The sequence below is a fragment of the Brevibacillus sp. MS2.2 genome (assembly GCF_013284345.1).
GTDB lineage: Bacteria > Bacillota > Bacilli > Brevibacillales > Brevibacillaceae > Brevibacillus > Brevibacillus brevis_C.
Window position 1 is genome coordinate 296,336 of the sequence record NZ_JABSUZ010000001.1, and the last position, 19,697, is coordinate 316,032.

17 protein-coding genes are annotated in these 19,697 nt (G+C 48.9%); 5 read left to right on the forward strand and 12 right to left on the reverse strand.

Features of this window, described 5'->3' with window-relative positions:
• Nucleotides 1-35: 35 nt before the first annotated feature.
• The 8 genes from HP568_RS01280 to HP568_RS30130 form a co-directional block, all read right to left on the reverse strand.
• A complete protein-coding gene (locus HP568_RS01280) occupies nt 36-299 on the reverse strand; it encodes an HPr family phosphocarrier protein (protein WP_048035997.1) in 264 nt (87 codons plus the stop codon).
• Between the two features lie 69 nt (nt 300-368).
• Nucleotides 369-1,208, reverse strand: coding sequence for a Cof-type HAD-IIB family hydrolase (locus tag HP568_RS01285; protein WP_173628096.1), 840 nt, complete (start codon nt 1,206-1,208; stop codon nt 369-371).
• A gap of 13 nt (nt 1,209-1,221) precedes the next feature.
• On the reverse strand, nt 1,222-2,544 hold the full coding sequence (locus tag HP568_RS01290) for a 6-phospho-beta-glucosidase (RefSeq protein ID WP_173628097.1): 1,323 nt from the start codon (nt 2,542-2,544) through the stop codon (nt 1,222-1,224).
• Entirely contained in the window at nt 2,541-2,867 is a 327-nt protein-coding gene (locus HP568_RS01295; RefSeq protein WP_048035261.1) for a PTS sugar transporter subunit IIA, read from the reverse strand. Before HP568_RS01295 ends, HP568_RS01290 begins: the two co-directional genes overlap by 4 nt.
• Nucleotides 2,868-2,879: 12 nt before the next feature.
• Nucleotides 2,880-3,626: a chitin disaccharide deacetylase gene (gene chbG / locus HP568_RS01300; protein WP_048035262.1), complete on the reverse strand. Its 747-nt coding sequence runs from the start codon at nt 3,624-3,626 to the stop codon at nt 2,880-2,882.
• A gap of 21 nt (nt 3,627-3,647) precedes the next feature.
• Nucleotides 3,648-4,997 carry a PTS cellobiose transporter subunit IIC gene (gene celB / locus HP568_RS01305; RefSeq protein WP_113732297.1) on the reverse strand — a complete coding sequence of 450 codons (1,350 nt, stop codon included), beginning with the start codon at nt 4,995-4,997 and terminating at the stop codon, nt 3,648-3,650.
• A gap of 7 nt (nt 4,998-5,004) precedes the next feature.
• Nucleotides 5,005-5,307 (reverse strand): PTS sugar transporter subunit IIB, encoded by a 303-nt coding sequence (locus HP568_RS01310; RefSeq protein ID WP_015893830.1) that lies wholly within the window; start codon nt 5,305-5,307, stop codon nt 5,005-5,007.
• Between the two features lie 208 nt (nt 5,308-5,515).
• Nucleotides 5,516-8,194 (reverse strand): sigma-54-dependent transcriptional regulator, encoded by a 2,679-nt coding sequence (locus HP568_RS30130; RefSeq protein WP_173628098.1) that lies wholly within the window; start codon nt 8,192-8,194, stop codon nt 5,516-5,518.
• Between the two features lie 197 nt (nt 8,195-8,391).
• Here HP568_RS30130 and HP568_RS01320 point away from each other — a divergent pair, with 197 nt between their 5' ends.
• From HP568_RS01320 to lplT, 4 genes are all read left to right on the forward strand, one after another.
• Entirely contained in the window at nt 8,392-9,771 is a 1,380-nt protein-coding gene (locus HP568_RS01320) for a sensor histidine kinase (protein WP_173628099.1), read from the forward strand.
• Nucleotides 9,772-9,790: 19 nt separating this feature from the next.
• Nucleotides 9,791-10,429: a response regulator gene (locus HP568_RS01325; protein ID WP_173628100.1), complete on the forward strand. Its 639-nt coding sequence runs from the start codon at nt 9,791-9,793 to the stop codon at nt 10,427-10,429.
• Between the two features lie 108 nt (nt 10,430-10,537).
• Nucleotides 10,538-12,646, forward strand: a complete 2,109-nt coding sequence (locus tag HP568_RS01330) for an AMP-binding protein (protein WP_173628101.1) — start codon at nt 10,538-10,540, stop codon at nt 12,644-12,646.
• 1 nt (nt 12,647) lies between these two features.
• Entirely contained in the window at nt 12,648-13,838 is a 1,191-nt protein-coding gene (gene lplT, locus HP568_RS01335) for a lysophospholipid transporter LplT (protein WP_048035267.1), read from the forward strand.
• Nucleotides 13,839-13,908: 70 nt separating this feature from the next.
• Here the strand turns inward: lplT and HP568_RS01340 are convergent, their stop codons facing one another.
• Both HP568_RS01340 and recQ read right to left on the reverse strand, forming a co-directional pair.
• Nucleotides 13,909-15,897 carry a bifunctional metallophosphatase/5'-nucleotidase gene (locus HP568_RS01340; protein WP_173628102.1) on the reverse strand — a complete coding sequence of 663 codons (1,989 nt, stop codon included), beginning with the start codon at nt 15,895-15,897 and terminating at the stop codon, nt 13,909-13,911.
• 154 nt (nt 15,898-16,051) lie between these two features.
• On the reverse strand, nt 16,052-17,827 hold the full coding sequence (recQ, locus tag HP568_RS01345; protein ID WP_173628103.1) for a DNA helicase RecQ: 1,776 nt from the start codon (nt 17,825-17,827) through the stop codon (nt 16,052-16,054).
• Between the two features lie 91 nt (nt 17,828-17,918).
• Between recQ and HP568_RS01350 the strand changes: the two genes are divergently transcribed.
• Complete coding sequence (locus HP568_RS01350; RefSeq protein ID WP_173628104.1) at nt 17,919-18,110, forward strand: hypothetical protein; 192 nt, start codon at nt 17,919-17,921, stop codon at nt 18,108-18,110.
• Nucleotides 18,111-18,224: 114 nt separating this feature from the next.
• On the opposite strand, the gene HP568_RS01355 is transcribed toward HP568_RS01350, so the two are convergent.
• A complete protein-coding gene (locus HP568_RS01355; protein WP_173628105.1) occupies nt 18,225-18,770 on the reverse strand; it encodes a VanZ family protein in 546 nt (181 codons plus the stop codon).
• Nucleotides 18,763-19,656, reverse strand: coding sequence for a D-alanyl-D-alanine carboxypeptidase family protein (locus tag HP568_RS01360; RefSeq protein ID WP_048035271.1), 894 nt, complete (start codon nt 19,654-19,656; stop codon nt 18,763-18,765). Before HP568_RS01360 ends, HP568_RS01355 begins: the two co-directional genes overlap by 8 nt.
• Nucleotides 19,657-19,697: the final 41 nt, after the last annotated feature.

Genomic DNA, 19,697 nt, shown 5'->3' on the forward strand with positions numbered 1-19,697 from the left:
TCAGGCGCTGGCTTTATTACGTGGTTTTCACCCTGTTAGATGGCAAAGTTCCTTTCAAATAGGGACTCAATACTGGCAGCCACCTCTTGCTCATCGGCCCCCTCCACCTCAAACATAATTTCATCTCCGGTCTTTACCCCCAGAGCCATTACACTGAGGATGCTTTTGCCATTAGCCTGCTTGTCATTGTAGATCATCTTGACCGACGAGCTGTATTGATTGAGCAGGTTCACCAAGACAGAAGCAGGGCGAGCATGGAGACCTCCACTCACGGCTACTTCCAGATTCATTCGGATCAATTTCACGCCTCCCTTCCTGTCTGAATGCTTATCATGCAAGTTCAAAAAGTCGTCTTTTTGACCAACCTCTTACAGAAAAAACTTCTCAATGACCTCTGCCACCCCATGCCGATCGTTCGTTTCCGTGACATGCCGAGCTAGCTGTTTCAGATCGTCAGGAGCATTGCCCATCGCCACACCCATTCCGGCGAATTGGAGCATCTCTGCATCATTGTAATTGTCGCCTACAGCAACGATCTCGTCAGGCTGAATCGCAAGTCTCTCACTCACTACCGCAAGACCGCTTGCCTTGGAGATACCCACAGGCAATATTTCCAAATTATTTGCGCCCGAAGCCGTCACGCGAATCCCCGAAAGCTCGGCTTTCTCCAGCTCTTGTCTTGCTGCCAACAGGCGCTTCTCGTCGCCCGTGACGAATATTTTCGGAGCACACACTTCATGTTTTCGAACGTATCCCGCTATCAACCGCGAAGCCTGGATTCTGAGCGGGTATTGATTTTTCCAGAGCTGGCGCAGTGTCCAGGCATTCAACAACGGAAACAAGTCCGTCCATTTCCAGGTGCGATTCGTGACAGCATAAGACTCATGCAGCAGCATGACATCCAAGCCATGCGATACAAGTATATCTGTAATCCTCGCCGCGATCTCATACGGAATACGCTGTACATACAGCACCTGATCCGTCTTGGGATCTGCAACGTATGCGCCATCATGGGAAACAAGTGGTGCGCTGATCTGGAACTGCTGTGCCAATGATTTGGCCGATGGGTATGCCCTGCCGGTTGCCAGTGTGACGTGGACACCTTGCTTCACTAACTGGCTAATGGCCTGCTCTGTTACTTTGGATAAGGTATGATTCGACATTAAAATCGTTCCGTCCACATCCAAGGCGAGGAGTTTGTATTTCACACGAGTACCATCCTTATGTGACGGGCTTGAAAAACTGGGGCAGATGCTCCTTGTGCGCCTCCAGCATCTCATCGAGTATTTTTTTGGCGATCACGTCAGACGATACCAGCGGGTTAATATTCATCGCCAGTAGCGCCGTATGGTAATCACCCGTTACAGCCGCCTCGGCTGCCACTCGCTCAAACGATTTGATTTGCTGTACGAGTCCACGCACGGGAACAGGCAAATCACCAACAGCCAAAGGAATCGGTCCTTCTCTTGTAATGACGCAGTTCACTTCGACTGCCGAATCATCCGGAATGCTGGCAATCGCTCCATTGTTGCGAACATTTACCGTCTGAATATCGCGCTTGTCGTTGTAAATGGAGTAAATCAGATTGCAGGCAGCCTCACTGTAATAGGCCCCGCCACGCTTCTCCAACTGCGGAGGCTTGATATCTAAGTCTGGGTCTTCATAGAGTGCAAATAGCTCTGCTTCCACCTGCTTGACCACTTCAGCTCGCGTACCCTTCTGCTCCGCTTCTTCCAGCTCATGCTCCAGCATCGTGCTGGTCTGGTAGTAGTAACGATGATACGGGCAAGGGAGAATCCCCAATGCTTTGATGAAATCTTTATCCCAACCAAGGTCCAAAATGTTTTGCATCGTAATACCCGATTGGTCGCCCGTTATCTTATCGATTACCTGGGAAATGACGTTTTCCCCATCCAGGTACACACCTAGTCCGAAGATCATATGATTCAATCCGGCAAAATCAATATGAACCCGTGACTGCTCGACGCCCAAAACAGTAGCAACACCCATTTTCATCCCGATAGGTACATTACACAGTCCAATAACCTTTTTGCGGTTGGTATATCGTAGCACTGCCTCTGTGACCATACCCGCCGGATTCGTGAAGTTAATCAGCCAAGCATCTGGACATAGCTCTTCCATGTCACGACAAATGTCCATAATGACCGGAATGGTACGCAAGCCTTTGAACAATCCGCCGGGACCATTGGTTTCCTGACCGATTACTCCGTATTTCAAAGGAATACGCTCATCCTTGATCCGCGCATCCAACAGACCTACGCGCATTTGCGTCGTAACAAAATCTGCGCCCGCAAGTGCTTTTCGCCGATCCATCGTCAAATGGATCTCGATAGGCACCCCTGCTTTCTCTACCATCCTTTTTGCCAGGGCTCCTACTGTTTGCAGCTTTTTCTCGCCCTCCGGAATATCCACCAGCCACAACTCTCGGACGGGCAACTCATCGTAGCGCTTGATAAAGCCTTCCACCAGCTCAGGTGTATAGCTAGACCCTCCACCGATCGTTACAATTTTGATTCCGCTCATACTCCTGCCTCCTTGCCTTCATGGATTTGGCTGTAAAGCTCTACAAACTCCGTAGCCAAATCCTTGACTGTTATCGCGTTCATCAAATGATCCTGGGCGTGAATCAAGAGCATGCTGATCTCAGTCTTTTCGCCTGCTATCTCCTTTTGGATAAGTGCCGTTTGATTTTGGTGTGCACGACCGAGCTCTTCTCCTGCACGCTTCAACGCATCCTCTGCACCTGACATGTCTCTATTTTTAGCCAGAGCGATCGCTTCCATTGCCAGACTCCGCGCGTTTCCTCCGTGAAGTATTAGTTGAAAAATAACGTCTGTATGGTCCATATCTATCTCCACCTATCCAAGTTCGCTAAAAGTCACGAGCTGTATTTTTTGATCACGAATGTATTGCTTTAACTCTGCTGCCGTTAAAATTTTCAATTCTGTGGTTCGTTGCTTTGCGTACGAACTGCCTGTCAGTACCGCTTCGTCCAAATAAGCAGGGTGCGTCATGATCTCAACTACAGGATAATCTGCCATATCCTCTACGATCCTGACGAAGGATTGTACGGTTAGGTCATCTCCATAAAAATGATGAGAAAAGCCTTCTGTCGTCAAAACACTCGACTGGTCTCGCTGCTCCTGTGTCCCGGACATCCACGGATAGCGAACTGGCACTCTATATTCCTCTGCCAGCTTCAGAACAATCGGCAAAACGGCTGGATGTGCATGTACATGGTGGTGGCTGTCGATATGGGTCAGCTTGAGCCCCGACGCCACGAATCTCTCCAATTGCGTCCGCAGCTCCCGCTCGATCTCCTCCGGTGCAGCAGAAACCAAATGATCTTGCCCACGCCGAAAACGCCCCTCTCCGTCCGTTAGCGATGGTACATCCTGACTAACTGGCGTTCCGCATGTGAGTACCAGATGAATGCCCACTCCGAGCGTTGGATGTTCTTTGGCCAGTCCTACAGCGTGCTCGAACCCCTCCATATTGACCATCAAGGTCGCAGAAGTAACGACTCCTTCCCGATGTGCTTCGACGATGCCCAGATTGACGCCTTTGGAATACCCAAAATCGTCTGCATTCACAATCAGTTTCATAGATAGCCTCTCCTCTAGCGATTACATAGTCACAGCTGTATTGGAAGCAGTACCAGCTTTTTCTTCACTTACCTTTTGTTTATCCCACAAGCGGAAGAACGGATAGTAGATCGCAAGCGAGATGATGAAGTTCACCGCTTGAAGAACCATCCCCGATACTTTTCCGCCTGTAGCCAAATATCCGCTCACAAATAATGGTGTCGTCCACGGAACAGATACCCCGCTTGGCTTTGCTACCCATCCGAGTGACATCGCAAAATAGCTGATAATAACCAATATGACAGGGGTAATCACAAACGGAATAATCAAGAGCGGGTTCATGACGATCGGCATTCCGAAGATGACCGGTTCATTGATGTTAAACAAACCAGGTCCGAGCGAGAGTCTACCGATGTTTTTCATCTGTTTGCTTCGCGCCATGAATACCATCAGGACAACGAGAGCCAAAGTGGCACCTGATCCCCCTGCATATATCCACATGTCAAAAAATTGCGTGGTGACGACGTTCGGCAATTCACCGTTCGGATTTGCCTGAAACGCTGCTCTGTTCTGGTCCATCAGTGTCAGCCAGATGGGACTCATAATGCCACCGACTATCGCGGCACCATGCAAACCAACAGCCCAGAGTATATGAATAAGCAACACGCAGATGATGGCGCCAATCAAGCTGCTGCCAACCACACTCAATGGTCCGACAAGCAGATCTTTTACAATATTATGAATACTCTCGAAAGAGGTGTTTTCCAGCAGAATCCGAATCAGCCAGACAACGATAAGCACAGCACCCGCAGGGATCAATGCCACAAAAGAGCGGGAAACAGCAGGGGGAACGCCGGGTGGCATGGAGATGACGATTTTCATTTGGATGATTTTGCGATAAATCTCGGTTCCTAATATCGCCAATATCATGGCAACGAACAATCCCTGACTACCCATCAATGTAACGGGAATGACTCCGCCTACCTCTTGGGCTGCACTCGCTCCCTCAGGGGTGAACATTACTTTATACGGAGTCGCGAGCAAGAAGGAAGCAACAGAAATCGCTCCAGCCGACAGCGGATCGACCTTGTATTTCTCTGCTAGTCGGTAGGCGACGCCAAAACTGACAATCAATCCCATGACGTCAAAAGTAGCGCCTACCGGATACAGCAGCTTCGTCCGCCATTTTTCGCCGAAAATACCGCCCATGAATTCATCATAACCAGGTATAGGTATGAAGCCAATGATGAGGAACAGTGAACCAATGATCAACAAAGGCAAAGTAAGGATAATTCCGTCACGAATGGCCTGCAGATGCTTTTGTTCCGCCATTTTCCCTGCTATCGGCATCATGCGGTTTTCCATAAATGAAACAAATCCGCCCATACGCATCCCCCTCCTACTGTTTTAGACGAAGTGCAAACTCAAGCACGTTTTTCCCGTTCAACGTTCCGTAATCGACCGTGCTGATTACGTCTACAGGAATTCCTCTGGATGCCCCTTCTTTTTTCATCTCTGTCAGCTTGTAACGTACTTGTGGCCCCAACAAGAGCACTGCTGCTTGATCAATATGATTTTTTACTTCATCTGCGGAAACTGCCCATATTTTAGCGTCCAACCCTTTTTCTCTGGCAGCCTCTTCCATTTTTTGAACCAGCAAGCTTGTCGACATACCCGCTGCGCAACACAATAAAATATTCATGGATTGTACCCCCTCCTCTCGACGAGTGATGCCTTACTGTAAGAGCAAGTTACGTGCCAAAACACCAAAAAATGTATGCGCTTACCGAAAGAACCGCATGGTTAGGCATATTTCGCGACCTCGTTGCCTGTCATTCTCATTAGTGTTTTTATGTAAGCGCTGTAGTGTTTGAGTTTGAATATAGAAAAGGCAAAAAATAAAACACTGGTTACGCCAGTGTTTTATTGTGTATAAAGAAATTCATGATAAAGCAAACGTCGTCTTCACTGATCACTACCTCATACTTGTCTTCCAGCGGCAATAATTCATGGCGGATTAAGCTGTACAGCTTGCGGTTCTCCAGCAAAAAACTGTCTTTTTGAATATACGCCACGGATTGCGTCCCTGCTTTCAAGCGATCCACCAGGCAGCAAATGTGCAAGTAAGCCCCTATTCGCGTGTCAAAAACCAAAGTATTGTTCAGTCGCTCCTCCATACGGCCGACACACATCCTCACGTCAGCGAGAATATCTTGTCCGTCTACCATTTGCAGATGCTCCCCCAGCGAATCTTGCATCTTCAGGTACGCCTCTTCCAGATCAATCACTTTCTGGATATCAGACATCGCCTCGCCGTTCAAAACATCGTCCATGCTATGGTGGCGCAACTCGCGGTCGAGAATGTAATTGCTCACCACGAAGAGAATTTTCCTCTCCTCCTTGATTTTCCGAAGCTGACTGCGGGCTTGTGCCTTATCGATCAGTTGCAGCGGCACAAATTCCAGCAGGTTATCATCGTACCTGAGCCTTGATTCCAGCAGCTTTTTCAAAAACAAGGCACTTCCTTCCCCAGACAGGCAGGCTGCTACGATCGTCAGCGCCGGAACATGCTTTTGCACCTGCTCTTTCGGCTGCTCCTCCCGCTGATAGAGCGACATGCCCACGACATCTCGGTAAACATCCTCCAGCGAATGACCGAGCATGGCCTTTCGAGTGGCTTCAATCACATGCGGCGTACTGACCATCGGAATGACCTTGACCGGAATGCCCATCTCCCGCTCGATGATCTCGCCAAAGCCGAGCAAGGACCCCATATCAACGAGCAACAGCAATCCAGCCTTGCTCCCGATCTCTCTGGCTACTTTCAGTGCTTTTTCCAAAACACTCATGGAATCTTCTTCAAGCGGCAGATCGATGGCTCTGGCATATTGTGTGACCAGCAATCGGTTCGTCACATCGACCATCGCTGTCGCGCCGCCGCTGCCGTGCGTAATCACGAGCACCCCGATTGTTTCCCGCTCTTCCTCCATGCTGACATCGTCGAGCACGAAAAACATGGTCAAATATCCAGCCTCACCAATTGGCAGATCCATGAGTATCGCTTCTTCTATCATGCGAACGCACTCTAGCGCCACAGCAAACTCTTTCTTGTATTTGATTCGCACATGGTTGATTTGCGGATTTACAATCTGCTTGCCTTGTGCGAGGCGCTCTTTCGACGTCTGAATATGCAGCGCGAGACCAAAAATCACCTTCTGGCTCAAAATCTTCTCCAGCTTGGCCTCTGCGAAGCGAACGATCTCTTCCACGAGGTGTATGATGAACGGGTCGATAATCCGGGCCATGTCGCCCTTATTCACTCGTTGATGGACACCCTTGATAAAGGTCGTAAAATAATTCTCGATGTCAAACTCCAATTCTTCCTCACTCACACCGAGGTTTTGCAGTTCATATATTTTTTGCTCGATTTTTTCATAGACGCTGTCCGTCGTATCTCCTGTTTCTCGCCCGATCCAGATGCCCTCTTTTGATGGCTGCACGACAAAGCAATTGTGCTCCGTCCCAATGATTTCATCTAGCTCCTGCTTGTAATCCTTCACTAAAAGCAGCCCTTGCTTGACATGATGTGGCAGGTCCTGAACCGACACATGTAGCTGATTCTTTTTTAATGAAATGAATTCGGCATAGGCGCTGGCGCAGGTGAGCTGAATATCCGTTTTTAACTGTCCAATGTTATTCGGGCAGTGATAGCACAAAAATGCCTGCACAGCATTGGCCGATATCTGAATCTCTCTCCCCAACCGAAAAGCCTCTTCTTGAAAAATCTCCATCGTAATACTAAAACGTTCTTCCAAGCCACGCTCAACCAAAGAGGGCAGCTTGATGACCATGGGAATTCGCCTCATGAATGTTTTCAAGAGACTCGACTCCGGATTTTCTGTCGTGGCCATGACAATCTGGACGTGAGCCGTCCGCTCCATCTCTGTTTCCCCTACGCGGCGGAATATCCCCTTATCCATAAAGGTAAAAAAGATTTCCTGTCCTTCCGCAGGCAGCCGATGCACTTCATCGAGAAATAGAATGCCACCGTCTGCCTTTTCCACGAGTCCTTTGCGGTCCATCTCCGCTCCGGTGTACGCCCCTTTTTTGACCCCGAACAATTGACTGAATAAGAGCTGCGGGTTGTTGGCATAATCGGCACAGTTAAAAATCACGAAAGGAGCATGCTTATCCAGGCGTCCAATATCAACGGCAAACTCATGAATCATCCCAGCAAACCACGACTTGCCTACACCCGTTTCCCCCAAAATCAAACAATGCATTCCTCGCGGCGGATACAAAACGGCCGCCTTTGCCTGCTCAATACGCGTGATCAGGCTCTTGTTGGTTTTCGCCAGCCTGTCCAGCGACGTCTCCGCCAAATAGAGCGAATCGTTTCCTTGCTTGGCAAAAAACAGCGTCGGACGCCCTTCTTCCTTCTCGATTCGGCCTTCCTTCCACAACCGGTTCAAATCGCTACTCACATTCGCTCGACTCAAACCAAGCCGCTCAGCCAACTCTGAAGCGCTTACTTTTTTATCAGGACCAGCGTCTACTAACGTCTGGAATATGAAATCTAATCGCTTCACTCTATCACCCACCGTTGAATAGATAGAAAGTCACGAAATGCACAACCAATCCTTTTCATTTCCACGAATATTTGGAAAAACCTGCTTGCTGCTTTTTCGCCCTTTCCCCGTTTTGTCCCGTTGATTTATTTTTCCGTCTCCTTTCCCTGGTGTACGATATAATAGATAAATAATGATTGACAGGAGATAGCAAATCCATGATGGTTTTCATCTTGTTTACCATATGGGCATTAGGTCTGTTCGTGTTGTTCACAGACCCGAAACGAACGTCGATCCGCTGGGCTTGTGCGACTGCCTTTGTTGGGGCTGGGGGCTTTATCTCAGGCGTGATTGACGAGACGATCATGCCCCATTTTGCAGATTACCTGGCCGCAAAGCCCGGGACCACGAACACCCTGATATTGGTGAGCCGCATCTCTTCCTTTGTTTGCCAAGTGGGTTTGCCCTACACGTTTCTCATGTTTGCCGTACACTCAGCTGAATTTTTGTCTCGCAGAGTAAAGCTGACGATACAATACGCTGCTCTCATCCTGCCGCTTGGGATGCTTTGGATTACACCCGTTTATCCCGAGCTGCTTTTTAACTACTGGATTATGGTGGCATGGGTGATTCCGTTTTTTCTGTTCTCCTGTACGCTGCTTGTCGTGCAGTACATGCGAGAAAAAGATCCGCTCGTGAAAAAAAACAGCTTTTTCACGAACGTAATCATCATCGTTCCGTTATTTTTCGTCTTTATTTTCATCTATATCATGCGTATCCAGAACGATTACGAGGCTTGGCGCTACAACATAGGCGTGGTCACGATCCAGTTTATCCTGATCGTTGCTATCAGTTTGAAATACGGCTTCCTTGGCGTCCGTCTCCGCGTAGAAAAAAGACGTCTGGACAGTACCTTGCGCGCCTTGACTTCCGGTGCGCAAATCATTAACCATACGATCAAAAATGAAGCAGGCAAAATCTCGCTATATGCCGACCGTATCGAGACATATGCAGATGAAACCAACCAGCCGTCGCTAAAAGAAGACGCGCTTGTCCTGATGCAATCCTCGCAACATATGCTGGACATGATGAATCGGATTCAAAACCAGTTGCGGGACGTCGAGCTGCGCGAAGAACCATGTGACCCTGGCCAAATCATCGAGCAAGTCACACAAAATTTGACGCCCTACACCCTGAAACAACAGGTAGAAGTCGTTAGTGAATTAGACGAAACCCTCCGCTTATATGGCGATGGCGTACAACTGCGCGAAGTCATCACCAACTTGTGCATGAATGCGCTGGAAGCCATGAAGTCGGGCGGCAAGCTCCATCTTCAATTATTTTTGTCCTACAAGCATCTCATCATCACTGTCGCGGACACAGGCACAGGCATTACCAAAGAGAACCTGCCTCATGTACTCGATCCTTTTTTCTCGACAAAAAGGACAGGACAAAACTTTGGTCTTGGGCTCTCCTACTGCTACAATGTCATGCAAAAGCATCAGGGCCAACTTGAAATCTACAGTGAGCAAGGCAAAGGAACCACCGTTTTCCTGTTCTTCCCGAAAAAGCGCGTCATCATAAACGACTCTGAATAGCGAAAGGACGCTCACAAACATGAATCCAATCAGGGTATTTTTAGTAGAGGATGATCCCATCTGGCGCAAAGGTCTCATTGACTTCCTGAACAAAGAACCGGATCTCACCGTAGTAGGGGAAGCCGGGTTCAAAGCAGAAGCAATCGAGCGCTTTTTGCCTGCCAAAGCGGATGTCGTCCTGATGGACATTAACTTGACCGAGAACAATCTGGACGGTATCGAGACGGCAATTGAATTCATGGCACTCCAAGCTGACAGTAAAATCATCATGCTCACCTCTCTGACAGACGAGGCAGTGATCGTGGAATCCTTCTCAGCGGGTGCCGTCAATTACATCAGCAAATCGAGCTTCAAGGAAATTCCCGACGCTATCCGTGCTGCTCACAACAGCCAATCTGCCATTCACCCTACGGCAGCTGCGGCACTGCGCAACGAATTTTTGCGTTTGAAAAACGATGAAAATCAAAAGCTGTTATCTCCCGCAGAAAGGGACATCCTACAACTAATCCACCAAGGTCATACGCAAACGCAGATTGAACAATCTCTCCACATCACGAAGCGTACGATCAAAAATCACATCAATCGAATCCTGAAAAAAATGGGCGTCAAAACAAGCAAGGAAGCGGCCGCAAAAGCCAGCCAAAAAAAGCTATTCTAGGTCTTATTACCAGGTACCAATGAATGTTGGTACTTTTTTTACATGCTCCACTCCTTACAATAAAAGCTATAGAGCAACTCACTTATCCTTTGTAAAGGTGTGGTCCACATGGCCCTTATTTATTCTTTCTTAAAAACGATACTGATGCTGTGGTTTCGCCCTCGTGTGCTTGGGCTCTCCAAAATCGACTTGTCGAAGCCATCTCTTATCACTCCCAATCACGTCTCCTTGCTAGATGCGGTACTCCTATCCTTTTGCTTGCCAAAAGAAGCGACCTTTGTCGTCAACACGGAGATCGCCAAGCGGTTTGCGTTTTTCCTCCGCTTCCGCAAGCATATTGCGATCGATCCGCTCAACCCGTACTCCATCCGCCACATGCTCCGCGTCCTTCGCAACGGACAGACGCTGGTAATTTTCCCAGAAGGTCGGATCACGACGACGGGCGGCATTATGAAAATCTACAGCGGTGTCGGCTATCTCGCTCTACGAACTGGTGTAACGGTTTACCCGATCATCATTAAAGGCCTGGAACGCTCGATCTTCTCGTATTTGAAAGGAAAGCTGAAGCTCTCCTGGTTCCCGGATGTGACCATGACAGTAGGCACTCCGTTCACCATCGAGCGCGATCCAAACCTGTCGATGCGCGAACAAAAAGCCACGGCCAATGATCGTATCCTGCGTATTCTCCAAGAAGGCTTGTTCGAGAGTCGAATGAAGCAAAACGTGAATCTGTTTGATGAAGTTCTCGAAGCAGCTCGCCTGAATGGTGCAAAAATGGAAATCGCCAAGGACCTGACGTCCGCGATCGACTACAAGACCTTGTTAATCGGCAGCTACTTACTCGGCAACAAATTGCAGCCGATGCTCTTGGGAAAACCGGTTGTCGGTGTATTCCTTCCCAATTCAGTAGGTCATCTCGTAACGTTGCTATCGTTGTTTCGCATCGGAGCCACCCCAGCCATCCTGAACTTTTCGCTCGGCATTCGTTCCTTGCTGGATTGCTGTGAGACTGCCCAGATCGATACGATCCTGACGTCGCGTGTATTCATTGAAAAAGGGAAGCTGGGGCACATCATCGCAGGTCTTTCACCGAGCATGAACATTATCTACCTCGAGGATTTGAAAGCATCCGCGACTGCTTTTGACAAAGTGTCCGCACTCTTTTCTTATTTGCGGAAGAAAAAAGCTTCAGCGTCTAACAACGAGCTGATACTCTTCACCTCTGGCAGTGAGAGCAAGCCAAAAGGTGTCATCCTGACGCATACGAACCTGTACGCGAATATTCAACAAGTGACTAGTGTGATTGACATTACGAGTCGCGACAAGTTTTTCAATGCCCTGCCTATGTTCCACAGCTTCGGCCTCACTGCGGGAACGCTTTTACCGGTAGTGAAAGGCATCCCGGTTTATCTGTATCCAAGTCCGTTGCATTACAAGGCGATTTCGGAATTGGTCTATGATCAAAACGCAACGATTCTCTTCGGAACCTCGACCTTTATGGCTGGTTACGGACGTATGGCCCACCCTTACAACTTCTACTCCTTGCGCTATGTATTTGCAGGTGCAGAAAAGCTAAAGGACGATGTGCGCAAGTTATGGATGGAAAAGTTCGGTGTACGGATTTTTGAAGGCTATGGGGCAACGGAAACAGCTCCGATCCTGTCGCTCAACACCCCGCTGGCAAACAAACCGGGAACCGTCGGGCGTTTGATGCCAGGAATGTCCGCCAAGCTGGAACCAGTCGAAGGAATCGATGCTGGCGGAGAGCTTTTGGTGAAGGGTCCGAACGTCATGAAGGGTTATATGATTCACGGAAAAGGCTTTGTTCCCGCTGAGGAATGGTACCACACAGGTGACTTGGTTACAGCTGACAAGGACGGCTTTCTCAGCATCCAATCTCGCCTGAAGCGCTTCGCCAAAATCGGTGGCGAGATGGTCTCGCTCAATCTGGTTGAAGAATTGGCTATGCAATGCTTCGGACACTCCGGCTTTGCTGCAATCACAGTGAATGATGCGCGAAAAGGTGAGCGTGTCCTGCTATTTACCACAGATGAATCGGTTTCGCTGAGCCAATTGCGCGCGTATTTGACGGAAAAACAATACTCGCCATTGCTCATACCAGGTACGATGCAAGTCATCAAGGCTCTACCACTTCTCGGCAGCGGCAAAACGGATTACGTCAGTCTGAAACAGCTGGCCGAAACGGGAGGAAAATGATGTGAACATACGATTAAAACCACTACAAGCCCTGTACTTCACTCAATTTCTATCGGCCTTTGCCGACAACATGATTTTGTTTGTCATCGCGAATCTGCTGCGGGAGAACGGTTTTTCTCCCGCGATGCTTGCACTCGTATCGATTTCATTCTTTCTTCCTTACGTTTTTCTCGCTCCACTGGTTGGGCCTTTTGCCGACAAGCATGCCAAGTCAATCGTGCTGGTGATTGGCAACCTGATTAAAGCGCTTGGTGTCGTCCTGCTGTTTTTCATTGACCAATCAAGCATCATGATGTTGATGTTGTGTTACTTCACAGTCGGAGTCGGAGCCGTTGTGTATTCTCCCGCCAAGTACGGAATTTTGCCAGAGCTGACTCGAAATGAAGATGAACTGTTTCATGCGAATGCACGCATCGAAGCTTATACGATCTTTGCCATTTTGACAGGAATCGGTGGTGGTGGAGCCATCGCAAACATGACAGCACCGCTTATCTCGTCAGGAATTTGTCTGCTGATCTATCTGCTGTCGCTTGGGATGACTTTCTTCATTCCGCGCATGAAAGGGAATGCATCGATTCGCTATGGGGCAGAAGCACGACGCTTTTTCATCGACTTCCAGCACTTGATGAATCGCCCGGAAACAAGCTTTGCCCTGATTGGAACCGGAGCATTCTGGATGTCCTCTGCTGTCCTGCGCGTGGCTGTTCTGGCCTGGATTCCCCTCGCGCTGGGGATTAACCCGGAGAGCTTCTCTGTATCGCTGATTCTCGCAACGACATCCATCGGAATTATCGCCGGAGCTTTTCTCGCTCCGAAGCTCATTCCTTTGTCTCATTTCACTCGATCGCTGACATACGGATTCGGAATGTTTCTCATCATCGTGCTATTTCCTTGGACGAATATCACCTTTGTTGCCATCTGTCTGTTGCTTCTCGTCGGGTTCATGGGCGGCGTGTTCATTATCCCGATGAATACTGTCTTGCAGGACGAAGGTAAACGGATGGTCGGTTCAGGAAAAACGATTGCGATTCAAAACTTCATTGAGAATCTGCTGATGGCCGTAGGCTCCGGGATTTACTACCTGATCACCTATATCGGCATTTCCATCTCCGGTGCGATTGTTGGTCAAGGACTGCTGCTGCTCGGGTTCCTGTTGTACTTGGTAAAGTACCGCAGAAGAATCGTTCGTTGACAGGGTAGCGTCATAGAAAAAGAAAAAGCCGTGACTATTAGCGTCACGGCTTTCTTGCGCTCATCTCTGTTTATTTCTTTTGCTGCGTTTTGGTTGGCGGTGTGACCGATTTTTCCGCAGCCTTTCTTGCTTCGTTCAGTTGATGATAAAATTCGCCTTTTGTTTTGAGGGACGTGAACTTCGCTGCATCGACTTTTGCTTTTGCAGACAGCTCGGTGATTTCTTCTTTGGTTACCGCGTCCTTGATGTTGATGGAAGCGATATTGGTGTATTTGCCATCTGCCGTTTTTGGAACGCTCAAAATGCCTGCATTGATCAGCTCTACTACGTCCTTGCGTTCAGGTGCAGTGGTGTCCACACCTGTAATCTTCCAGTTGTTTTGTACTTTTGGCTCGTAAACGCCTTTTTTCACTTCTTTCAGGTACGCAATCGCACGGTTGCGAATTGTTCCACCCGTTTCACCAAACGCACTGTTGTCTTTGGAAGACCAGAGCTGTTCAAACTTGCGTCCTTCCAACGCGCCACCTTTTGCCTGCAAAGCTTCCATCCGGTATGAGTTCATTCCGAGCTTCAAGGTATCTGTAGCCTTGATCGGTGTCTCATCGAGCTTGCGCAGGTTCGTGATGCGGCTGCCGTATGGCTTGGTCAGGTCGATTTCGTATTTCACGCCACCGAAGAAATCGTTGGTACTGTATTTGGAAGCGCGGCGTTTCGGATCAAAGCTAACTGTCACATCACCAGGGCGCGTGGAATTGAAGTAGCCCACAGCCCATTCCATATAGTCCTTCAGGTCTTTTCCGGTTACTTTGTATACGGTAATCTCGCCACCCGCGTATTGGTAGTTGTAGGCGATATCCTTTTTCTTGATCGGACCGACATCCAGCTTGGCTTTGTCGTTGTCGATCTGGTGAGCAACCACGTCTGCTTTGCTGTAGTAGAGCATCACTTCATGGAAAAAGTCAGATAGTGGCGTCTCCTGAATTTGGACCGTCGGGATGCCCTCGATCTCATTTTTCGGTACCAAGTTCATGCCTTTGAGCTCTGCTACAACGATGTTGGCATCTGCACGCGCGAACTCATGGAAAGGCTGGAGCTTGGTCTCCAGCGCTGCATCGGATACCGCTGGTGTGCCATCTGCGCCTTTTACAGGGAGCGCAGTCGCTTCCTTGTCAGTCAACACGACTTTGCCGTCTTTCTTTTCGAAAGTCAGGTCAATGCGAGAGAGATGCGTACCGTATTTGTCCGGCTCTGTGATCAGGACGCCGTTGATCTCTTCCTTTTTCACAAGCTTGTGCATGTGACCTGCAAAAATCGCAGTCAGTTCTGGAACGGCGTTCGCGATATCTGCTACGCCCGTACCCGGAATACCGTTTTCATTCTCGATGCCCATGTGCATGAGACCGATCATGACGTCTACTTTGCCTTCCAACTCTTTTACGGCTTTCTTGGTTTCTTCTACCGGATTTTTGATTACGAGGCCATCCAGATGATCGGTTCCTTTTTCGAAATCGGTAATCATCGGTGTGTTCATCCCAATGACGCCGATTTTTACACCGGCACGCTCAATGATCGTGTATGCAGGCAAGAAACGCTCGCCATTTTCTTTGTAAATGTTCCCTGCCAAAACAGAGCCTTTGTATTGGCTGCTGACCTTATCCAATACATCGAGTCCAAAATTAAATTCATGATTGCCAAAGGCCCACGCGTCATAGTTCATTTCATTCATTGCAACCATGATAGGAGACTGCGGTTGGTCGTTGAAAAGCTCTGCCGAGTTGTCCTGGATCGAATCGCCTGCATCCAGCAACACAGTGTTCGGATTTTCTTTGCGAATCTCTTTAATCATCGTGAACAACTGCGTCATGCTGCCATTTTGATTCGGGCCATCCAGCGCATAATCCCACGGCATGAATCGTCCGTGAATGTCAGATGTACCCAGCAACGTAATTTTGGTAGGTGCTTCTGCGGCCTTTACCGGTGCGGCGATCCCCATCATCGCACTTCCTAGCACCATGGATGTAAGTGCTACACTTAATAAGCCCTTCGCTAGTTTTTTCATGTTTTCCCCTCTGTCTCTCTTAATCTGTCAATGCCCCTCGATGGTCTTGCTCTAATTGTCCTCCTGTTCTATTTTGTATGAAAATTCTGGGTTGCTATCTAACTATAGCAGGCATATGCAAGGAAAAATAGCAAAAAAAGCCGTGACGTACATGTCACGACTTGATCGCTGCATAGTTCTGCAAACACTCCAGAAAGAGTTCTCCGTACTTCTCAAATTTCGCCTCGCCTACTCCTTTGATCTGGAGCATGGCCGCTTTGTCAGTTGGGCAAACACTGCTCATTTCCTTCAAGGTACTGTCTGGGAAAATCACGTACGGCGGTACTTTTTGTCGCGTTGAGATCTCCTTGCGCAACGCGCGTAGATGCTCGAACAACTCGTCATCCTCTGTCAGTTGCACAGGACGTATCGAGATTTTTTGCACGACTCGCTCTTCGCCCCTCAAAACTGGCAATGCCCGCTCTCCCAGCTTTACGATTGGATATTGGCTCTCCGTTACTTGCAAATAGCCTTCGGCAATGAGGAGCTGGATCAAGTCTGCAATCTCTTTTTCCTTGTATTCCTTCATCAGACCGTACGTAGGCAACTGGTCGAAAGAAAACTGGGTGACCTTTTTGTTCTTGGAGCCTTTGAGTACCTGCGCGACGAGAGCGGCACCGAAGCGCTCTCTCATACGTTTGACGCAGGAGAAAATCTTCTGCGCTTCGAGCGTAATATCGGACAGCTCAGTTTCATCGGTGCAGTTCCCGCAGCGTCCGCACGTGGCAGCATCTGTTTCGCCGAAATATTGCACGATGTTTTGCTGCAAGCAGCGCGGCGTACGGCAATAGTCGATCATCGCGTACAGTTTTTTGTACTCCAGCTCCTTGCGCTCGTCCAGCAGTTGATTCTGCTCGATGAAAAACGTTTGCGTCTGGATATCCTGTGGCTGAAACAGTAGAATACACTCGCTTGGCTCTCCATCGCGTCCCGCACGCCCTGCTTCCTGGTAATACGCCTCCAGGTTTTTCGGCATGTTGTAATGAATAACGTAACGCACATTGGACTTGTCGATGCCCATACCAAATGCGTTGGTCGCGATCATCGTCCGGACATCATCGAACAGGAATGCTTCCTGGTTGGCTGCACGCTCCTCCTCCGTCAGTCCTGCATGGTATTTGGTCACAGCAAAGCCACGCTTGTCCAAATCTGCATGCAAGGCGTCCACATCTTTTCTCGTTGCCGCATAAATAATGCCCGCCTGCTGCTTATTCGCCCGCAAGTACGCCTGGATGAACTCTCGACGGTTCTCCCCTTTGCGTACAGACAAAATGAGATTGTCTCTGCCAAACCCTGTGATAAAAAGGCGCTCGTCCTGTAACTCTAGCTGTCGCTTGATGTCTTCGGTTACCTCCGGTGTCGCTGTGGCGGTCAAGGCCGCGACGAGCGGACGCTGTGGCAAGGATTGAAGAAAACGGGCAATCGCCAAATAGCTCGGCCGGAAATCGTGCCCCCACTGTGAGACGCAATGGGCTTCGTCCACTGCCACAAACGAAATTGGAACATCCTGAATCAGATTTTGGAACGCTTCGGATTCCAAACGCTCTGGAGCGATATACAACAGCTTGTACTCTCCCCGCGCTGCCATACGCAGTCGATCGCGAACCTCGCTATAATCCAGTGAGCTGTTAATTTGAGTGGCGGGAATGCCCATGCTGACCAGTACGTCTACCTGATCCTTCATCAGCGAGATGAGTGGGGAGATCACGATGGTTACTCCTTCTTGGAGCATCGCTGGGACTTGATAACAGATGGATTTCCCGCCGCCGGTTGGCATAATGCCTACGGTGTCATGTCCGGCTAACAGGCTCGTGATGATTTTCTTCTGGCCTTCTCGAAATGCTTCGTAGCCAAAGTACTTTCGTAGAATCTCTTGCGCTTTATCTAACAAAGAGAATCACCTTCTCTTTCGACGGATTTTCAATGGGTTTCTACTAGTGTAAACATAGGCATTGGGACAAAACAAGGGGAGACTTTTTGGTTTGGGTCAACATGGTGGAGGGGAAGAAAAAGCACAGTTCTCTTCGACTCTGACACGCCTGCATGGGGGATTGACTGGCCGTCTCCACTTCCAAAAGGGGACCGTCGAGCCAAAGCCACCCTACGGGCGGAAGGTTCTCAAAGAAGAAGTGTTCGACAAGCGTGGTCCCCTTTTGGAAGTTCCGACTGGGTAGGCGTTGTCAAGGTCTGCGAGCCCTGTGCTTTTTCTTCTCGCCAGCTTTGTTGGTTCATCAATGCATTTTTTATAAATAAATAAAAAAGCACCACGTGGGTGCCTCATAAGTAGCCTAGGAAGAGACGGACAAGATGAATCGTTTTTTCTGTAGAAGCCAAATGAACAAGTATACGATATATCCGATCATCCCGCCTGCTGTATTCAGGAGCAAATCATCGACATCAAACGTTCCGACGTTCATTATGAGTTGTGTCAGTTCCACACCGAGGCTTAGCATTAGAGATAGCTGGATGACTCTGAACAGGGAGCCTGCTTTTTTCGGGAACAAAAGCGGCAGCAGGAAGCCTAACGGCATGAAGGCGATCACGTTGCCTACGAAGTTCACTGCACTGTGCCAGCTTTGGTTATTTCGTATCGCTATAATATAGTTCTCGATTTCATGAAACGGCACCAAATTACTTCGGTAGCGCAACCGCTTCACAATCACAGACGGATCGCTCCAAATGATTTTCCACTGATCCAATAGCAAGCTGGTATCCAAACTGCCGAATTTAAACAGCAGTACCTTCACGACGAGAAACAAGTAAAGGGCAAACACTGCATAACCAGCAATAGCCAGCAGTTCTGTCGGTCTCTCCACTTTTTGCACGTTATCCATTGTCAAACCCTCTCTCCAGCAGTTTTTTTGTCTCTGTAAAACGAGTGGCATCTTCTTCAGCGCCCATCACGACGGAAATGAGCCGCTTGTCCCCCCGCTTCGCTGTAGCCGTGAAGCAGTATCCCGCAGCATTGGTATAACCCGTTTTGAGCCCATCTAGCCCTGCGACACTCCACTCAGCGTTTTCCCCGTTGAGCATGAGGTTTGTATTGGCGACATTCTCTTTAGTGGAAGCTAGCTCCACGGATGGCTCGACCGTCAATTTGACAATATCGGGGAAATCGTTGAGCAAGTGGTACGCAAGCATTCCTGCATCGCGAGCTGTCATTTCATTTTGTCCATTTTCAGTATCCAATCCGGTCGCATTCACAAACGAGGATGATCTCAGATTCAGCTCGGCCGCCTTCAAATTCATTTGTTCCGCAAAGGCTGATGTGCTGCCCGCTAAATATTCACCGATTGCCACCGCTGCATTGTTTGCAGAGCCGATCGCCATTGCTTCATACAAGTCTTTTATCGGATAGGCCTCTCCTGCGACAAGATGGACCCGTGATCCCCCAGTCGCAGCCGCATTCTCAGATACGACGATCTCGTCATCCCAATCTACACGCTCTTCCTTAATGGCTTCGAGGAGCATATATTCGGTCAGCATTTTTGACATGCTTGCTACCGGGTAAGGCCTATCCGCATTTTGTGCGTACATGATTTCTCCTGTCTGGCTGTCCAACAGAATCGCTGCTTGTGCATCGACCTTCTCGTATGTTTTTTCCGTTAGCGTAATGGGTCCTTGGAATTTCCAATCTGCTTCTACTGAGTCTGAATCCCGCCAAAGCATCAGTCCGACGAATATGGTCAGCATGAGCACAGCCCATGTTGTTTTCCTCATAAAAAAAGCCCTCCTATATCTGCAAAAACAAAAACGGTAAC

Bases quoted from the DNA above. Each gene is read 5' to 3' on its own strand.
- HP568_RS01290 (WP_173628097.1), bottom strand. From the start codon at position 2,544: ATGAGCGGAATCAAAATTGTAACGATCGGTGGAGGGTCTAGCTATACA.
- HP568_RS01295 (WP_048035261.1), bottom strand. From the start codon at position 2,867: ATGGACCATACAGACGTTATTTTTCAACTAATACTTCACGGAGGAAAC.
- chbG (WP_048035262.1), bottom strand. From the start codon at position 3,626: ATGAAACTGATTGTGAATGCAGACGATTTTGGGTATTCCAAAGGCGTC.
- celB (WP_113732297.1), bottom strand. From the start codon at position 4,997: ATGCGTATGGGCGGATTTGTTTCATTTATGGAAAACCGCATGATGCCG.
- HP568_RS01310 (WP_015893830.1), bottom strand. From the start codon at position 5,307: ATGAATATTTTATTGTGTTGCGCAGCGGGTATGTCGACAAGCTTGCTG.
- HP568_RS01320 (WP_173628099.1), top strand. From the start codon at position 8,392: ATGATGGTTTTCATCTTGTTTACCATATGGGCATTAGGTCTGTTCGTG.
- HP568_RS01325 (WP_173628100.1), top strand. From the start codon at position 9,791: ATGAATCCAATCAGGGTATTTTTAGTAGAGGATGATCCCATCTGGCGC.
- HP568_RS01330 (WP_173628101.1), top strand. From the start codon at position 10,538: ATGGCCCTTATTTATTCTTTCTTAAAAACGATACTGATGCTGTGGTTT.
- HP568_RS01340 (WP_173628102.1), bottom strand. From the start codon at position 15,897: ATGAAAAAACTAGCGAAGGGCTTATTAAGTGTAGCACTTACATCCATG.
- HP568_RS01355 (WP_173628105.1), bottom strand. From the start codon at position 18,770: ATGGATAACGTGCAAAAAGTGGAGAGACCGACAGAACTGCTGGCTATT.
- HP568_RS01360 (WP_048035271.1), bottom strand. From the start codon at position 19,656: ATGAGGAAAACAACATGGGCTGTGCTCATGCTGACCATATTCGTCGGA.